Annotated in this window: 13 protein-coding genes and 3 tRNA genes; 8 read left to right on the top strand and 8 right to left on the bottom strand. The window is 62.6% G+C overall.

Annotation, left to right across the window (positions count from 1 at the left end):
- Positions 1-121 precede the first annotated feature (121 nt).
- Positions 122-1,117, top strand: a complete 996-nt coding sequence (locus ACFOKF_RS10480) for a hypothetical protein (RefSeq protein ID WP_380795512.1) — start codon at positions 122-124, stop codon at positions 1,115-1,117.
- A gap of 4 nt (positions 1,118-1,121) precedes the next feature.
- On the opposite strand, the gene pth is transcribed toward ACFOKF_RS10480, so the two are convergent.
- Positions 1,122-1,691, bottom strand: a complete 570-nt coding sequence (gene pth, locus ACFOKF_RS10475) for an aminoacyl-tRNA hydrolase (protein ID WP_380795511.1) — start codon at positions 1,689-1,691, stop codon at positions 1,122-1,124.
- An 87-nt stretch (positions 1,692-1,778) separates the two neighbouring features.
- A complete protein-coding gene (locus ACFOKF_RS10470) occupies positions 1,779-2,393 on the bottom strand; it encodes a 50S ribosomal protein L25/general stress protein Ctc (RefSeq protein ID WP_380795510.1) in 615 nt (204 codons plus the stop codon).
- A 273-nt stretch (positions 2,394-2,666) separates the two neighbouring features.
- Between ACFOKF_RS10470 and ACFOKF_RS10465 the strand changes: the two genes are divergently transcribed.
- On the top strand, positions 2,667-4,823 hold the full coding sequence (locus ACFOKF_RS10465; RefSeq protein WP_380795509.1) for a TonB-dependent receptor: 2,157 nt from the start codon (positions 2,667-2,669) through the stop codon (positions 4,821-4,823).
- 44 nt (positions 4,824-4,867) lie between these two features.
- Here ACFOKF_RS10465 and ACFOKF_RS10460 read toward each other — a convergent pair whose 3' ends face one another.
- Positions 4,868-5,752, bottom strand: coding sequence for a TraB/GumN family protein (locus ACFOKF_RS10460; protein ID WP_380795508.1), 885 nt, complete (start codon positions 5,750-5,752; stop codon positions 4,868-4,870).
- A gap of 4 nt (positions 5,753-5,756) precedes the next feature.
- On the bottom strand, positions 5,757-6,650 hold the full coding sequence (locus ACFOKF_RS10455) for a TraB/GumN family protein (RefSeq protein WP_380795507.1): 894 nt from the start codon (positions 6,648-6,650) through the stop codon (positions 5,757-5,759).
- A gap of 134 nt (positions 6,651-6,784) precedes the next feature.
- Between ACFOKF_RS10455 and ACFOKF_RS10450 the strand changes: the two genes are divergently transcribed.
- From ACFOKF_RS10450 to ppdK, 3 genes are all read left to right on the top strand, one after another.
- Complete coding sequence (locus ACFOKF_RS10450) at positions 6,785-7,657, top strand: glycine--tRNA ligase subunit alpha (protein ID WP_380795505.1); 873 nt, start codon at positions 6,785-6,787, stop codon at positions 7,655-7,657.
- A 116-nt stretch (positions 7,658-7,773) separates the two neighbouring features.
- A complete protein-coding gene (gene glyS / locus ACFOKF_RS10445; protein WP_380795504.1) occupies positions 7,774-10,041 on the top strand; it encodes a glycine--tRNA ligase subunit beta in 2,268 nt (755 codons plus the stop codon).
- Between the two features lie 141 nt (positions 10,042-10,182).
- Complete coding sequence (ppdK, locus tag ACFOKF_RS10440) at positions 10,183-12,879, top strand: pyruvate, phosphate dikinase (protein WP_380795503.1); 2,697 nt, start codon at positions 10,183-10,185, stop codon at positions 12,877-12,879.
- Between the two features lie 52 nt (positions 12,880-12,931).
- On the opposite strand, the gene ACFOKF_RS10435 is transcribed toward ppdK, so the two are convergent.
- The gene (locus tag ACFOKF_RS10435) at positions 12,932-13,423 is read right to left on the bottom strand and encodes a hypothetical protein (protein ID WP_380795502.1); all 492 of its coding nucleotides are present in this window, start codon (positions 13,421-13,423) and stop codon (positions 12,932-12,934) included.
- A 118-nt stretch (positions 13,424-13,541) separates the two neighbouring features.
- On the opposite strand from ACFOKF_RS10435, the gene ACFOKF_RS10430 reads away from it, so the two are divergent.
- The 3 genes from ACFOKF_RS10430 (at position 13,542) to ACFOKF_RS10420 (ending at position 13,880) form a co-directional block, all read left to right on the top strand.
- A tRNA-Arg gene (locus tag ACFOKF_RS10430) sits at positions 13,542-13,618 on the top strand.
- Between the two features lie 54 nt (positions 13,619-13,672).
- Positions 13,673-13,749 (top strand) — tRNA-Arg (locus ACFOKF_RS10425).
- Positions 13,750-13,803: 54 nt separating this feature from the next.
- Positions 13,804-13,880 (top strand) — tRNA-Arg (locus ACFOKF_RS10420).
- 58 nt (positions 13,881-13,938) lie between these two features.
- On the opposite strand, the gene ACFOKF_RS10415 is transcribed toward ACFOKF_RS10420, so the two are convergent.
- From ACFOKF_RS10415 to ACFOKF_RS10405, 3 genes are read right to left on the bottom strand one after another with little or no spacing between them, the layout of a single operon-like run.
- Positions 13,939-15,387 carry a cobyric acid synthase gene (locus ACFOKF_RS10415; RefSeq protein WP_380795501.1) on the bottom strand — a complete coding sequence of 483 codons (1,449 nt, stop codon included), beginning with the start codon at positions 15,385-15,387 and terminating at the stop codon, positions 13,939-13,941.
- Positions 15,388-15,433: 46 nt separating this feature from the next.
- Positions 15,434-17,041, bottom strand: a complete 1,608-nt coding sequence (locus ACFOKF_RS10410) for a pilus assembly protein TadG-related protein (protein WP_380795499.1) — start codon at positions 17,039-17,041, stop codon at positions 15,434-15,436.
- Positions 17,041-17,436, bottom strand: a complete 396-nt coding sequence (locus ACFOKF_RS10405; RefSeq protein ID WP_380795498.1) for a TadE/TadG family type IV pilus assembly protein — start codon at positions 17,434-17,436, stop codon at positions 17,041-17,043. Before ACFOKF_RS10405 ends, ACFOKF_RS10410 begins: the two co-directional genes overlap by 1 nt.
- Between the last annotated feature and the right edge of the window lie 87 nt (positions 17,437-17,523).

Below are 17,523 nucleotides of genomic sequence, written 5' to 3'. Positions count from 1 at the left end.
TTTGCGAAATAATTTTCGATGGCGGAGAATATTTGCCGAAAATCGGGGCTAACAGCCTTTGTGTCTATGCTGCATTGCGGCGTCATGTTGTTATCATGGCGTATCGATCAGGAGATTCGTCATGCCGACAGGGGACAATCACTCCAAATCTTCCGACATGCCGCTCACCGGCTTCGAACTGCCCAAATGGCTGGTTGAACCATCGGTGCGCGCCTGCCGCCTGTTCAACACGATGCTGGACAATATCTTCTACGACGTGCCCGGCCTTCAGTCCGAACTGGCGGAGAAGGATCGCGTCGCCGCCGGCATGGGGGAAAAGCTGCCCTCGCGCATGGTCAGTTTCGATGCGCTGTCCGATCCGGAAGGATCCTTGCTGCTGATCGACGCCAGCACCGCGCCCTATGTCCATAAATATAAGGATGTGGAGCAGTTTCTATCCTCGCCTTATGAAGAAACGCGACAGGTGATGATCGCCACCATCACCGGCGTTGGCAGTTCCGCCCTGGGCAGCGCGGCGCTGGCATGGGATATATCGGTCGCCCTGCAACAGCCGGTGCTGGCCATCGTCCCCGGCTATGGCGTGGCGGATGTCGTACTGCAATCGCTGGGCGGCTGGTTCGGCTATGGCTTGTATGACTGGTTGCAGGCCAAGAGCCTGGTGCAGAACAGCCTGGCCAATGTCGCGCCGCAAACCGCCAGTATTGGTCGTCAACTCGCAGCCTCCACGCCCGAAGCCAAGACAGTGCATGGCGGCCCGGTGTTCCGCCACGGATCAGGATCCGCCGATGTGCTGCACGCCATATTGAAGGATCGGGATCGGCCGCTGCGGCTGCTGATCGGGCATAGCAAGGGCGCATTGCAGATCGGCAACGCCATCCAGTCGCTCTCGCCCGATCGGGTGCACGGGTTGAATGTGGTGACGCTGGGCTGCCCGATCGCGGAAAATGTGACGGGCGTCGCCTATCACCAATATCTGGGTTTGTTCGATGCGCTGGGCCAACTCAACATGTGGGGCCATATGCCCAGCAAATGGGTGCCGACATGGCACAGCACCAACCCCATGCTGCCGCCCGCCATGCAGGCGGGGCCGCTGACGCAACAGGCTCTGGCGAACTGAGCGATCAGTCGGCCAGCCGGCGCGACACCTCGTTCATGAACCGCACGTCGTCATTCTTCGCCAGCCATTCGGCCTCCGCGCCGATGGCGGCCAGCATGTCGGTCAGCGCGTCCATCTCGCTCTTGGCGTAATTGCCCAGCACATAGCCATGGACCTTGTCCTTGTGCCCCGGATGGCCGATGCCGATCCGCACCCGGCGGAAGTCCGCGCCGATATGCGCGTCGGTCGACCGCAGGCCATTATGCCCGGCATTGCCGCCGCCGCGCTTCACCTTCACCTTCATCGGCGCCAGGTCCAGTTCGTCGTGGAACACGGTCACGTCCTGCGGCGTCAGCTTGTAGAAGCGCATCGCCTCGCCGATCGACCGGCCGCTTTCGTTCATGAAGGTGGCGGGCTTCACCAGCAGGACTTTCTGCGTGCCGATGCGGCCTTCCTGCACCCAGCCCTGAAACTGCTTCTTGGGCGGGGAGAAGCGATACATGTCCGCGATCAGGTCTGCGACCATGAAGCCGACATTATGCCGGTGCATCGCATATTGCTGTCCCGGATTGCCCAGGCCGGCCCAGATTTGCATCGGTAAAGCTCCAAAGAAAAATCCCGCCCGCCGGGTAGGCGAGCGGGATCTGAATTTCCAGCCTGTAAAGGCTTGCCGTCGAAAGGCTTATTCGCCTTCGGCCGGGGCTTCCGCGTCGCCTTCGGCGCTCTTGAGAGCCGAGGGAGCAACGATGGTCGCGATGGTGAAGTCACGATCGTCGATCGCGGTCTTCGCACCCTTGGGCAGGGTCACGGCGCTGATGTGGATCGAATCGCCGACTTCGAAGCCCTTCAGGTCGACAACGACGTCTTCGGGGATTTCAGCGGCGTCGACGACCAGTTCGACTTCGTGACGGACGACGTTCAGCACGCCACCCTTCTTCAGGCCCGGCGAAGCGCCTTCATTTTCGAAGCGCACGGGGACTGCGACGGTCACGGTGGCATGTTCCGAAACGCGCAGGAAGTCGGCGTGCAGCGGACGGTCGGTGACGGGGTGGAAAGCCACGTCCTTGGCCAGGGTGCGGACGGTCTTGCCGCCGATTTCGACCATGATCACCGAATTGAAGAAGTGGCCGGTGCCGAGCTGCTTGTTGAGGAGCTTTTCCTCAACGTGGATCGACTGGGGTTCTTCATTGTTACCATAGATGACGGCGGGTACGCGGCCCTCACGGCGGAGAGCGCGGGAGGCTCCCTTGCCTGCCCGATCGCGTGCCTCTGCCGACAGCGTAAGCTGCTCGCTCATTGCGTGTCTCCAAAAGCTAATTGATGTACTTTCCCGCCACGCCTCCAGGGATGACCATCGCGGGAAGGCGGCCCTTTAGCAGAAAAGGGCGGAAAGGCAAGGGGCGGGAAGCGCGATGGCTTCGCCTCCGGCCGAAACCCGTGCGCAGGGCGCGCCGCCGCAAAGCTTCAGCGCTGCTCAACGATCCCGTAGCACAACTCGATTGTCGAAATTGTCTATCTAATTAGTAGGCATTTCAAAGGGCCGCGAGGGGCGGGCCGTCCGGGAACCAGCATGAAATCTTTCTCTCACTTCTTGGCGCATGGCGCATCGGCGGCCATCGCGGCAGCCGCACTTGTTCAGGTCGCACAGGCGCAGGACGCGCCGGCCGACGATGCGGCGGGCGGCGGCGAAATCATCGTCACGGCCGAACGCCGCGCCACCGATCTTCAAAAGACCGCGATCGCCATTTCCGCCTTCACGCCTGACCTGCTGGAACAGCGCAACATCACCAGCGTGCGCGATCTGGCGGGGCAGGTGCCCAATTTGTTCGTGGCGCGCACCTCGATCAGCCACACGACGCAGACCTTCTCGCTACGCGGGGTGGGGGAGAGCGATCCCATTCAGGAGCCGGTGCTGGCCGTCTATGTCGATGACGTCTATGTCCCCCGCCAGATCGGATCGATGAGCGAGTTTGTCGATCTGGAGCGGGTGGAGTTGCTGCGCGGGCCGCAGGGCACGCTTTACGGTCGCAACAGCAGCGCGGGCGCGCTGCGCCTCATCACTCGCGATCCCGACGATACGACCCATGTCACCGCCGAAGCGGGCTATGGCAGCTATAATGATGTTCAGTTGCGCGCACTGGTCAGCGGCCCGATCGTCAAGGATGCGCTGTCGGCCAGCATCTCCTACATTCATCGTTCGCGCGACGGCGTGACCTATAATCCCACGCTTGGCCATGATGTGAACCGCATCGATCTGGACGGATGGCGCGGCAAGCTGCGCTTCACCGGCATTAACGATCTCGACGCGCAACTGACGGTCAATGTCATCCGCGACCGCAGCGACAGCCGCTCCTACATCCCGGTCAATCAGCCCGGCGGCACGTTCAGCCGTCGCCGCTCCTATTCGGAGGTGGAGCCGCTTCAGCATCTCGACGCGCTCAACGGATCGCTGCGCCTCATCTACACCCTTTCGCCGCAGCTTTCGGTCAAGTCGATCACGGCGGCGGGCGGCTTCAACCTCAACCCCGTCTATTATGAAAATGACGGACAGGCGGCGCTGATCCAGAAAAACCTGATCCATTATAATGACAAGTTCATCAGTCAGGAGGTGCAGCTGAACGGCGATCTGGGCGACGTCAGCTTCACCAGCGGCCTCTTCTACTTGCATGAACGCTTCTTCGTGGAGCGTGACGGTTTCAGCCGCACTGGCACGGCCGCGACCGCGCCGGTCAATAAACAGCGCGCCCACAACATCACCTATACCGACGCCTATGCCATATTTGGCGAAGGCACATGGCAGGCGAACGCCATCTTCAGCCTGACCGCCGGCATTCGCGGCACGATCGAGAAAAAGCGGTTCGTCTTCGACAACAAGGTGATCGACGACGATCGCAATGTCGTGGCGCAATCCATCGCCGGGGAGGCGGAAAAAACGTGGAAGGCGCTGACCCCCAAAGTCTCGGTGCAGGCGCAATGGACGCCCAACCTGCTCAATTATCTGACTTGGTCGCGCGGCTTCAAATCCGGCGGCTTCGACAATCGGGCCACCCGGCTCGATCTGGCGACGCTACCCTTCAACCCGGAGAAAGTGACCACCTATGAAGGCGGGTTGAAGGCCAGGCTGTTCGGCCGCGCGCTGCGCAGCAATCTGGCGGTCTTCTATAATGATTATAAGGATCTTCAGGTGTCCTTCTACGACCCTGCCTATGTCGGCAGTCGTCGCGGCAATGCGGGCAAGGCGCATAGCTGGGGCGTGGAACTGGAAAACGACCTGCGGCTGACCGATGCGCTCAGCCTTCAGGCATCGGGCGGCTATCTGAAAGCCGTCTATGATGATTATAAGGGCGCGGGCGGCAATGGCGTGGATGCCGATGGCAATCCGCTGACCAACGCGCCCAAATGGTCGCTGTCGGGCGGCGCCACCTATGATCTGCCATTGGGCGCCAGCGGCAGCCATCTGCGCCTGTCGGCCAACGCCCAATATCAGAGCAGCTTCTATTCCAACGCGCTCGCCCGCGCGCAGGATCGGGTGCCGGGCCAGACTTTCGTCAACGGATCGATCAGCTGGGTTTTGCCGGACGATCGCTTCCAGTTCGCGCTGACGGGCAAGAACATATTGGGCGCAAACAAGCCGGTCAGTTCGACCTGGATCCCCTCCACCGGCGTCTATTATAAAAATTACGCCGATCCCGCGACCGTGCTGGCCAGCATACGCTTTGCCTATTGATCGGCCATGGGGCGGGGCACATAAAATGGCCCCGCCCATAGTCTTTACTGAACCCGCGTCACCGTAAAACCCTTGGCCTCCAGCAGGTCGATCAGATTTTCGCGCCCCGTCAGATGCCCGGCGCCCACCGCGATGAAGGGTTTGCCCGTCATCGGCTCGATCGCCTTCACCCAGTCGCGGTTGCGCTGCACCAGCACCGCTTCCTCGACCATCGGGTCGGGCTGCTCGCCAATCTGGTCTTCCTTGGCGATCGCCTCCATGTCGCCTTTCAGCCAGGCTTTGAGGATGCGGTCATACAGCGCCTTCATCCCCTTGGCCTCATGGATGGTCTGCACCAGCAGGCGCGATTGCGCCGCTTCGGGCAATGTGTCGAACGCGCCGAACTGCCGCTCCACCGTCTCCAGCCCCCCGATCGGCTTCTTCGCCTTCTTGAACGTGGCGATCAGCACCGGCTCCACGCCATCGCTTTGACTGACGCCCAGATCCTGCTGGCTGGCGGCCGACAACAGCATCGCCGCCGCCCAGCTTTCATAGCCGGACAGCAATTGCGAACTGGTGCCGCCGTCGCTCATCGCCTTGAGCAGCGGCGCTTTCTCCTCTTCCGGCACGCGCCGTTCCAGCGGCGGCAGGCCGGGGCTGCGCCCCATCTTCTCGAACAGGCCCAGCGTCTTCTGCTCATCCTGAAGGTCCGCCGCTTCCAGCACCAGCCGGTCGGACCCGGCCATGGCCTCCTTTATCGCCGGCGTGTCCCAGGCGACGCCTTTGGGCAGCACATGGATCGTCCCGAACAGCCATCCCTTGAATGCGCCGCGCTGCACCTGCCACAGCGCCGGGCCGCCCTGCGCAGGCGCTGGTTCGGGCGCCTTGCCGCAAGCCGCCACCAGCACCAGCGCGAATAGTGCAAGAAAGCGTGTCATCAGGCGCATCATCCCCTTACTCCTTCACGCGGCGGGTGCGGATGCCCAGCGCCTTCAACTGATTCTGCACGCTGCCTTTGCCGGCCAGATGGCCCGCGCCCACCGCAATGAAGACGCTGCCCGGCTGCTCCAGCCGCGCCTTGATCCACTTGGCCCAACTGGCGTTGCGCCCGGTCAGCAGCACCTGCGCCAGTTCCGGCGTGGTCTCCAGCGACTCGTTCATCGACTTCGCCAGCCTGTCGGGCTGCCCCGCCTGCCAATAGGTCAGCAGGTCGGCAAATTCCTTCTCCATCTCCGGCAGGCCGTCGACGGTCGCATTCAGAAACTCCACCTGCTGCGCCATCGGCAGTTCGGCGAAGAAGCCGACCTGCTGCTCCACCGTCTCCAGCGCGCCCAGCTTTTTGCCGGCATCCTGCGCCGCCTTGCGCAAAATCTTCTCCGCGCCCAACTGGTTGCTGTAGCCCAGCTTTTCCAGCGGCGCGACGGACAGGGCCATGCCGCTCATCCACGGATTGAACATGTCGAATGTCCGCCAGGGCAGGCCGTTCGCATCCATCGCCGCCTGATATTTTCCCCGCGCATCCGGCTCCAGCCGGTCGGACAATGTCACCCCGTCCTTGGCCAGCGCCATCTGCGCCATGGTCGCGCCCATCGCGCTTGGATCATCCGGCTCGATAATCTCCAGCACCAACTCGTCCGATCCGTCGAAAGCCGCCTTCACCTTGCCGTCGAACCAGTCGATCCCCGGCTTCATCACATGGACCGTGCCGAACAACCATATGGTCGTGTCGGCATCCTTCACCTGCCACAAAGCAGGGGTGGCCGTGGCGGCAGGCCGGGCTTCAGCCGCGCCGCCGATCATCAGCAACGCGGCGCTTAAAGCCCGCAACAGGGCAGGGATCATCTTCATGCCTCCCTCAATGGGGAGCGGGCGGGCCGACGGCAAGCGACTTAACCCTGTTTCCCGCCGCTTTTCCTTGACCACCCGGCGGCCATGCGCCAAGGCGCGGACCAATCAAAACCGTCATATTCGAAGGACCATCCGTGGCCGAAGGCAAAGTGCTTTCCTTCCAGGACCTGATCCTGACCCTCCATGCCTATTGGGGGAAACAGGGCTGCGTCATCCTCCAGCCGCTCGACATGGAAGTGGGCGCAGGCACCTTCCACCCGGCGACCACGTTGCGCGCGCTTGGTCCCAACGCCTGGAACGCCGCCTATGTGCAGCCCAGCCGCCGCCCGACCGACGGTCGCTATGGCGAAAATCCCAACCGGCTTCAGCATTATTACCAATATCAGGTGATCATGAAGCCCTCGCCTGCAAACCTCCAGGAACTCTATCTGGGTTCTCTGGTCGAAATCGGCATCGATCCGCTGGTCCACGACATCCGCTTTGTCGAGGATGACTGGGAAAGCCCGACGCTGGGTGCCTGGGGCCTTGGCTGGGAAGTCTGGTGCGATGGCATGGAAGTCACCCAGTTCACCTATTTCCAGCAGATGGGCGGCTTCGATTGCAAGCCGGTCGCGGGCGAACTGACCTACGGCCTTGAACGGCTCGCCATGTATATTCAGGGCGTCGACAGCGTCTATGACCTCAAATTCAACGATGCCGGCGTCACCTATGGCGACGTCTTCCTCGAAAATGAGCGGCAGATGTCGAAATGGAATTTCGAGGTCGCCGACACCGAAAAGCTGTTCCGCTGGTTCCGCGATTGCCGCGCGGAATATGATCGGTGCATCGAAAATGGCGTGCCGCTGGCGGCCTTCGAACAGGCGATCAAGGCCAGCCACACCTTCAACCTGCTTCAGGCGCGCGGCGTCATCTCCGTACAGGAACGCGCCAGCTATATGGGCCAGGTCCGCGACATGGCGAAGGGCAGCTGCGAAAAGTGGATGGAAGTGAACGGGTGGGCCGCATGAGTGGGGAGGGCGCTCTTATCCCACAGCCGTTCGTGTCGAGCGAAGTCGAGACACGCGCGCGCCAACTGCCCTCCACGTCTCTCGACTTCGCTCGAGACGAACGGAAGAATTGATCCATGACCGATTTCCTCCTCGAACTGCGCTGCGAAGAAATTCCCGCACGCATGCAATTGAAGGCGTCCGAAGACCTCGCCCGCCTCTTCACCGAAGAACTGGCCAAGGCCGGCCTCAAGCCCGCGTCCATCGACAGCTTCGTCACGCCGCGCCGTCTCGCGCTGATCGCGCGCGGCCTGCCGCTGGAAACAGCCGCAGTCAGCGAAGAATTTAAAGGCCCCCGCACCAGCGCGCCGGCGCAGGCGCTGGAAGGCTTTCTGCGCAAGACCGGCCTGACTCAGGATCAGCTGGAGGATCGCGACGGCGTCTGGTTCGCCGTGGTGAACAAGCCCGGCCGCGCGACCGCCGACGTTCTGGCGCAGGCTGTCCCCGCCGTCGTCCGCGCCTTCCCCTGGCCCAAATCGATGCGCTGGGGCGCCGCCAGCCAGACGACCGAAAGCCTGCGCTGGGTTCGCCCGCTCAAGGGCATCGTCGCCATCCTTGGCGAAGAGCTTGTCGAGATTGAGATTGAAGGGCTGCGGTCGGGCTACGCCACGCTTGGCCATCGCTTCCACCATGCCGGTGAAATCACCATTGGCGGCGCGCATGACTATGCCGAAAAGCTGCGCGCCTGCCATGTGATCGTCAGCCATCAGGAACGGCAGGCGATCATCGCCGCCAGGGCGGACGAAGCCGCCGCCGCCCATGGCTATAGCGTGATCGAGGATAAGGGCCTGATCGCGGAAAATGCGGGCCTGACCGAATGGCCGGTGCCGCTGCTGGGCGATTTCGACCCGGCCTTCCTTGAGGTGCCGCCTGAAGTCATTCAGCTAACCCTGCGCATCAACCAGAAATATTTCGTGCTGCGCGACGCGGCTGGCAAGCTGGCCCCCGCCTTCATCTGCACCGCCAATATCGAGGCGAAGGATGGCGGCGCGGCGATCGTCGCCGGCAACCGCAAGGTGCTGGCCGCGCGTCTCTCCGACGCCCGCTTCTTCTGGGAACAGGACCGCAAGACCAGGCTGGCCGACCATGCGCAAAAGCTGGAGCGTATCACCTTCCACGAGAAACTGGGCACCGTAGCCGACAAGGTGGAGCGCGTCGCAAAGCTCGCCCGCTGGCTGGTGGAAGAGGGGATCGTCGGCTCCAGTGCTCTTGCGAACGCAGGAGCCCAGGGCGACGAAGCGCAATCTGGCACTAGGCTCCTGCTTTCGCAGGAGCACAAGGAAGAATTGGCGGATTTGGCCGAACAGGCCGCCCGCCTCGCCAAGGCCGACCTCGTCACCGAAATGGTCGGCGAATTTCCGGAATTGCAAGGCGTGATGGGCGGCTATTACGCCCGTGCAGAAGGCTTGCCCGATGCCGTGGCGGACGCCATCCGCGACCATTATAAGCCGGTCGGGCAGGGTGATGAAGTGCCGACCGCTCCGCTGACGGTGGCGGTGTCTCTGGCGGATAAGCTGGATACGTTGACGAGCTTCTTTTCGTGGAGCTTGTTGCCAACAGGTTCCAAAGATCCCTTCGCCCTTCGGCGAGCGGCACTTGGGATCACCCAGTTAATATTGGGTAATAATCTAAAAGTTCCACTCTCGCCAATTTGTCACTACCATGCAATGACAGTTGCATTGCAGGTGACACGTGCTGATTTGGATCATTGGCAAGGGGTTTTGACGGATTATCCAGAATTGTCATTCGAGAAATTGAACGAATTGAACCAGCGATTATCGAAAGATAATCCCGAAAAATGGAAGGACTTCAAACTTCCGCAACAGACGACAGATGCGCTTCTCGATTTCTTCGCCGACCGCCTCAAGGTCCAGCAGAAGGAAGCCGGCGTCCGCCACGACCTGATCGACGCGGTGTTCGCACTTGGCGGCGAAGACGATCTCGTCCGCCTGCTCGCCCGCGTGAAGGCGCTTCAGTCCTTCGTCGCGACCGACGATGGCGCGAACCTGCTCGCCGGCTACAAGCGCGCCGCCAACATCCTCAAGAAGGAAGGGGTGGACAGCGCCGACGCCATTTCGCTGTCCTATGAACCGGAAAAGGCGGAGGCTGACCTGATCGCAGCGCTGGACGCTGCCGAACCCCGCGCGGCACAGGCGGTCGCGGCCGAGGAGTTTGAGGGCGCCATGGCCGCGCTCGCCACGCTCCGCGCGCCGATCGACGCCTTCTTTGACGCTGTCACGGTGAATGACGCCGATCCGGCGAAGCGCACGACTCGCCTCGCGCTGCTGGCGCGGGTGCGTGATGCAGTGCACAATGTTGCCGACTTTTCGAAAATTACGGGATAAGGAAACGAAATTACCAGTTTGGCGGGAAATATGCGAAGTTAAGCGCGTTATCTCCTGTTCTAATCTATCGTAAACCGCTAATTGCGGCATTATTATTGCAACGCACAATCACGGCAATTCAGTGCAGGGAGAGCCGGTACTATGGTTATGACGGAAGAGGCCCAGATGAGCAGCACCACGCGTTATGTCTATCGTTTCGGCGGCGGCGTGAATGACGGGGGCAAGGGCGACAAGAATCTGCTGGGCGGCAAGGGCGCCAATCTGGACGGCATGGCCGCCATCGGCCTGCCGGTGCCGCCGGGCTTCACCATCACGACCGAAATGTGCACCCGCTATTACACCGATGGCGGCGTCTATCCCGACAGCCTGAAGGCCGAAGTCGCCAACGGCATTGCCCATATCGAAGCCGTCACTGGCAAGGCGTTTGGCGATGCGGCCGATCCGCTGCTCGTGTCGGTCCGGTCGGGCGCGCGCATCTCCATGCCCGGCATGATGGACACCGTCCTCAACCTTGGCCTCAACGACGAAACCGTGCTCGGCCTTGCCGCCGCATCGGGCGACGAGCGTTTCGCCTGGGACAGCTATCGCCGTTTCATCCAGATGTATTCGGACGTTGTTCTGGAACTGGACCATGGCGCGTTCGAGGAAGCGCTCGAAATCGCCAAGGAAGATAATGGCTACACCCTCGACACCGAACTGACCGCCGACGACTGGAAGGCGCTGGTTTCGGAATATAAGGCGTTGGTCCAGAAGCTCTGGAACAAGCCCTTCCCGCAGGACGTGCATGATCAGCTCTGGGGCGCCATTTCGGCCGTGTTTGGTTCGTGGCAGGCCGACCGTGCAAAGGTCTATCGCCGCCTGAACTCGATCCCCGGCGACTGGGGCACCGCCGTCAACGTGCAGGCGATGGTCTTCGGCAATATGGGCGATACGTCGGCCACCGGCGTCGCCTTCACCCGCGATCCCGCCACCGGCGAAAACGCCTATTATGGCGAATATCTGATCAACGCCCAGGGTGAAGACGTCGTCGCGGGCATCCGCACGCCGCAATATCTCACCAAGCAGGCGCGTGAGCGGGCAGGGGCCAAGCCGCTGTCGATGGAAGAAGCGATGCCGGAAACCTACGCCGAACTGGCGCGGGTGTTCGACATTCTCGAAACCCATTATCGCGACATGCAGGACATTGAATTCACGGTGCAGCAGGGCAAGCTCTGGATGCTCCAGACCCGCTCGGGCAAGCGCACTGCCAAGGCCGCGCTCAAGATTGCGGTCGAAATGGCCAATGAAGGCCTGATCACGGAAGAAGAAGCCGTCGCCCGCGTCGATCCCGCCGCGCTGGACCAGTTGCTCCACCCGACCCTCGATCCCAAGGCGCCCCGCGATGTGCTGACCAAGGGCCTGCCCGCCTCGCCGGGCGCGGCCAGCGGCCTCATCGTGTTCGACGCCGACACCGCCGAACGCCGCAACGAACTGGGCGACGCCGTCATTCTGGTGCGCGTCGAAACCAGCCCGGAAGACATTCATGGCATGCACGCGGCCAAGGGCATCCTGACCGCGCGCGGCGGCATGACGTCGCACGCCGCCGTGGTCGCGCGCGGCATGGGCCGTCCCTGCGTGTCCGGCGCGGGCAGCCTGTCGATCGACAATGCCAACAAGATCCTGCGCATCGGCACCCGCGAACTGAAGGAAGGCGACATCCTGACCATTGACGGCGCCACCGGCGAAGTCATGGCGGGCGAAGTGCCGACCGTGCAGCCCGAACTGGCTGGCGATTTCGGCATCCTGATGGCCTGGGCCGACAAGGTTCGTCGCCTGAAGGTCCGCGCCAATGCGGAAACTCCGCTCGACTGCCAGACCGCGCGCGATTTCGGTGCCGAAGGCGTGGGCCTGTGCCGCACCGAACATATGTTCTTCGACGCGGCCCGCATCACCGCCGTCCGCGAAATGATCCTGGCCGACAGCGAAAAGGGCCGTCGCGCCGCGCTCGACAAGCTGCTGCCCGAACAGCGGGACGACTTCGCGCAGATCTTCATGGTGATGGCCGGCCTGCCCGTGACCATCCGCCTGCTCGATCCGCCGCTGCACGAATTCCTGCCGCATGGCGAGGCGGAGTTCGAAGAAGTGGCCAAGGCAGCCGGCGTCGGTGTCGAGGCGCTCAAGCGTCGCGCAGCAGAACTGCATGAATTCAACCCGATGCTGGGCCATCGGGGCTGCCGCCTTGGCGTCACCTATCCCGAAATCTACGAAATGCAGGCCCGCGCCATCTTCGAAGCGGCGCTGATCGTGAAGCAGCGCAGCGGCGAAGCGCCGATCCCCGAAGTCATGATCCCGCTCGTTGCGACGAAGAAGGAGCTGGAACTGATGAAGGCGATCGTCGATCAGGTCGCCAAGGATGTCTTCGCCGAACAGGGCGCATCGGTGGACTATCTGGTCGGCACCATGATCGAACTGCCGCGCGCGGCGCTCAAGGCCGGCGAGATCGCCGAAGTCGGTGAATTTTTCTCCTTCGGCACCAACGATTTGACCCAGACCACGATCGGCATCAGCCGTGACGATGCCGGTCGCTTCCTGACCCAATATGTCGACAAGGGCATTTTCGCCCGCGATCCGTTCGTCAGCATCGATGTGGAGGGCGTTGGCCAGCTTATCGAACTGGCGGCCGAACGCGGCCGGGCGACCCGCCCCGGCATCAAGCTCGGCATCTGCGGTGAACATGGCGGCGATCCGGCCTCGATCGCCTTCTGCGAACAGACCGGCCTCGATTATGTCTCGGCCTCGCCCTATCGCGTGCCGATCGCCCGTTTGGCCGCAGCGCAGGCGGCTCTGGCGAAGAAGTAGAAGGAAAGGGCGGGAGGCAACTCCCGCCCTTCTTCGTTCAGTGGCTATCCGTTCAGGCCGATCCGGTCAGCCGGCTGAATAGACCCGGCTTATGCCCGCGTTCCAGTTCCGCCGCCTGGCCACGCCAGTCTTCATGCGCGATCGTACCGGGCTTCAGCCCCAGCCGCGCCTCCAGCGTCGCCTCCTGTTCTGCATTGATCGCCGCAATCTGACCATAGCGGTGATAGCCGGCCTCGTTCAGCGCAACCTCCTGCGTCTGGCTTATGCCATTGATTCGGCTCAGATCATCGCGACCATGCACGGCGCCTCCAACGGCGGTAGCGGTGCCCGCACCGATCGGGCCGGACTGGCGTTCCAGTTCGGCGATGCGTGCATTGGCGGCCTCGATCCGCGCATCGCGATCCTTGATGGCGGCCCGTTGTACAACCTGCTCGTCGCGCCAAAGCCGTCGATATTTGCCGCGTCCGCTCATCATCAGGCCCAGCAGCCAGCCAACCGCCAACGCGATCAGCAACAAAGCCAGTTGGTTCAGGGTGAAGCTCATTTTCCGCGTCCTCCTGACCGATTGAACGTGGAAAGGGCAATAAAAGTTGCCCCGCCAAAAAAGTGCAAAAAAGGAGCTTGCCCAATCGTCCGGTCGCTTCTATCAGCGCGTCTCCAACGCACCCGTAGCTCAGCTGGATAGAGCATCAGACTACGAATCTGAGGGTCGGACGTTCGAATCGTTCCGGGTGCACCATTGGAAACAGTGTCGGAGGACAGGGCTTATAGCCTTCTCTCTTGCAAGCAATATGCACCCGTAGCTCAGCTGGATAGAGCATCAGACTACGAATCTGAGGGTCGGACGTTCGAATCGTTCCGGGTGCACCATTGCAAGCAGTGTCGGAGGACGAGGCTTACAGCCTTTTCTTTCGCAAGCAATATGCACCCGTAGCTCAGCTGGATAGAGCATCAGACTACGAATCTGAGGGTCGGACGTTCGAATCGTTCCGGGTGCACCATTCTCCAGAAATCAGGCGGCCATTGGTCGCCTTTTTCTTTGCCTGCAAGTCTGTGCCTTCATCCCAGCGCCAGTGCGATCATCGCATCGATGTCGACATGCTTTTCCAGCAGCGCAGCGATCTCATCCAGCGCATCTTCGACCGATCGATCATAGTCGTCGCCAGCCGATTCGCCGCCCACCCGCCGCAACAGCGCATCGCGCAGATCCGTACTGGCCAGCAGTCCGTGGACATAGCTGCCCATCACCCGCCCGTCACGGCTGACCGCGCCGTCCGGCCGCCCATCCAGCAGGGAAAAGGGCCGCTCGCAATCCGGGCCGCTCGTGCGCCCCATATGCATTTCATAGCCGCCAAACGCCGCCTCAAACGCGCGGCCCTGCACGGCTTCCAGCGTCTTCGTGCCGCTCAATATCGTTTCCACATCCAGCAGGCCCAATCCCTCGATCGTGCCCGCCGGCCCCTCCAGCCCGTCGGGGTCCGCAATGGTGCGGCCCAGCATCTGGTATCCGCCACAGATGCCCAGCACTGCGCCGCCACGCCGATGATGCGCCTTGATGTCTATGTCCCAACCCTGCGCGACCATGGCCCGCATATCGGCCACCGTCGCCTTGGAACCGGGCAGGATCACCAGTGCCGCCTCCGCCGGGATTGGCTGTCCCGGCCCGATCATGCGCAGGTCGACCGCCGGTTCCAGCTTCAGCGGATCAAGATCGTCGAAATTGGAGATGCGCGGCAACACCGGGCAGGCGATCACCAGCGGTGACTGCGCGGAAAAGCGCCGCTGCTCCAGCACGACGGCATCCTCGCTCGGCAGGCGAGCGACCGCATCCAGCCATGGCACAACACCAAAACCGCGCCAGCCCGACAGCGCTTCGATCTGCGCATAGCCATCTTCGAACAGCGCCGGATCGCCCCGAAACTTGTTGATCAGGAAACCCTGGATCATCGCGGCATCCTCTGGATCGATCACCGCTCGTGTGCCAACAACGGCCGCGATCACGCCACCCCTGTCTATATCGCCGACCAATACCACTGGCACGTTGGCGGCGCGGGCGAAGCCCATATTGGCGATGTCGCCGCCGCGCAGATTGATCTCCGCCGGCGATCCCGCGCCTTCGACAACCACGATGTCGCACTGGGCCTTCAACCGTTCATAGCTTTCCAGCACCGCGCCAAGCAACTGGCCGCGCGCCGACCGAAAATTGCCGGAGCCCAGCGCCCCGCGCACCTTGCCATGGACGATCAGTTGCGACGTCCGATCGGCCTGCGGCTTCAGCAGCACCGGGTTCATATCGGTATGAAGGGGCACGCCACAGGCGATCGCCTGCAACGCCTGCGCTCGGCCAATCTCTCCGCCGTCGCTGGTGACGGCCGCATTGTTGGACATATTCTGCGGCTTGAACGGTCGCACCCGATAGCCCCGCTGCACCAGCGTCCGGCATAACCCGGCGACCAGCACCGATTTGCCCACGTCCGATCCGGTTCCCTGCAACATGATAGCGCCCATATGCTGCTCCTGACGGGGCTTGCCCAACAGCGCAAGGGGCCAGGCGTCAGGCGACGATGGAGGCGATGCCGCAGCGGCGCTGGTGGACGCGCACTTCCGCGGTGCCCACGCGCACCCCCAAAGTGGCGGTGACGCTGTTCAATACTCCGTCCAGCAGCGGCGCGGTGGTGCCCAGAAGAGCGCCGACCAGCGGGCTTAGCGGGCTGTTGCTGACGGTTATGCCCAATACCGACACCTGAACCTGCGTCTTGCTGGTCAGGCTGGCGGCAATGCCCTGGGTCAGATCCTGGGTGCTGACGGTCTTGGCCTGCTGCGCGCTGATTTCCGAAGGAGAAAAGAAGACAGTCTGCGCATGCGCGCCCCCCAATGCTATGTTGGTGTAGGCCGTGATGCGCGTGCCCAGCGTCTGCGCTAGAAGCGCTGCGCGCGGATTGGCGGGCGTCGAGAAGTTGGTAAGCGCGTTCACATCGACATCGGCCAGCGCGGCCGATCCCACCGATGGCGTCACCGCCAGCGTCACGCCGCCATTGTCGCCACATGTGATGTCCGACAGGCGCGCTTCAGCGGCCGCCAGTTCGACATAGAGCGGTATCCTGACAGACGCGATGCCGGCCAGAACGGAAGCAACCGTGCTTTCCAGATAGATGCGAGTTTGCGCCGTGCGCAGCACCACATCCTTTTTCGACGTGACGCTGATCAGCGGCGATCGGCTCTGGCCTTCACCCGTCACCAGCATCAGCCGCGTGCTGGTCAGGCCAGGCACGCCCACATGCAGGTCCATGGGAACGGCCGTGCCCGAAGGCGGGCTGAGCACCATGCGCAGCAGGGAAAAGGCATCGAGCAGGATGTTGGGCTGGCCAGCGCCACTGGTCGCATTGCGCATCGGCCCCAGATCGACAATGTCGCTCAGCCTGACCGTTCGCCCCGGAATGCGATTGGCAAGCGTCAGCAGCGTCGTGGCGGCCGGACTGCCGGCCACCGTATCGGCCATGGCGGATAACAGAACGGACAAGGGAATTTGCTGATCGAACAGGGCGCCATAGGCGTCGCCATCACGGCCGGTCCGCACCTTCAGCGCGTCTGCAATGCGGAGCAGATCCAGATTGGCGCTGACCAGCCCATTATAGTCCATCACCGACAGGTTAAGCTCGGTTCCGGCCAGATTGGACAACAGCATATTGGGCACGCCGCCGCTCAACGAAGCGAGGCCAGTGCCCAGCGAGAAAGCGGCGGCATCGCTGCGGGCGGCCACTGCTCGGGCGGCCAGATCGACCCCGTCGCGACCGACCAGCAATCGCCCGAAGAAAAGCGGCGCGCGCCGTTGCACTTCCACCCGCGTCGCGCCTCCGGTGACGCCAGCCTGAAAGCGATTTTCCACCGCGACGGTTGAATCGGCGACATAAGCGCCGCTTTCCAGGCGGGAGAGTGCGACGCCATTAACGCCGCTCTGGCTGACGAGCCGTTCTGCCGCCGTGCGGCCGCCTTGGGCGGCGGCAAGGGCCGTGGCGTCGGCAATGCCCTGCAATTGGCGGCGGGCGAGATAGACTGATCCCAGGTCGACGGCGACGGTCGCTGCGCCAGCCAGCATGAACAGCGATCCGGCGATCAGCACCGTGGCGCCACCGCGTCGACTGGTAAGAAGTTTCCTGTGCATCAGGGGGTGCTCATCAGTACAACAGCGCTGCGTTGCAGAACGCCGCCCGGCAAGCGGAAGGGAATGGCGGAAAAGAGCGGAGCATTGGACAGGTTATAGCTTAGCGTCACCGTATAATGGCCGCTGCTTTCCGTCGTGCTGACGCTGATCGTCTGCGCGGCCGGGGCGGGAAATGCGCTGCGACTGACAGTCAGGCTTTGGTCGACCAATGCGCGGCGCTCCGTCGTGGTAAGGCCGGCCACCGAGGCTCGCGCCGCATCATTGGCTGCCTGTTGCAGGCTGTGGGCGGTCATGAACCAACTGCCAAAACCCAATATGCCCATTAGCAGGGTGATGAGCATCGGAACGGCAAAAGCCGCTTCCACCAATGTGCTGCCACGGCGGTCACGAGCCAATCGCGACAGGCTGAGTGGCAGAAATCCCCTGCAATGTTCGTTTTCCCATCCCATGCCAGCAGACTAAAGCCCGTCGGCCAACAATCC

Origin of the sequence: Sphingobium rhizovicinum, from assembly GCF_042647625.1 — a bacterium.
GTDB lineage: Bacteria > Pseudomonadota > Alphaproteobacteria > Sphingomonadales > Sphingomonadaceae > Sphingobium > Sphingobium rhizovicinum.
The sequence above is the reverse complement of the archived record's forward strand: the minus strand, read 5'-3'. Positions and strand labels throughout refer to the sequence as shown.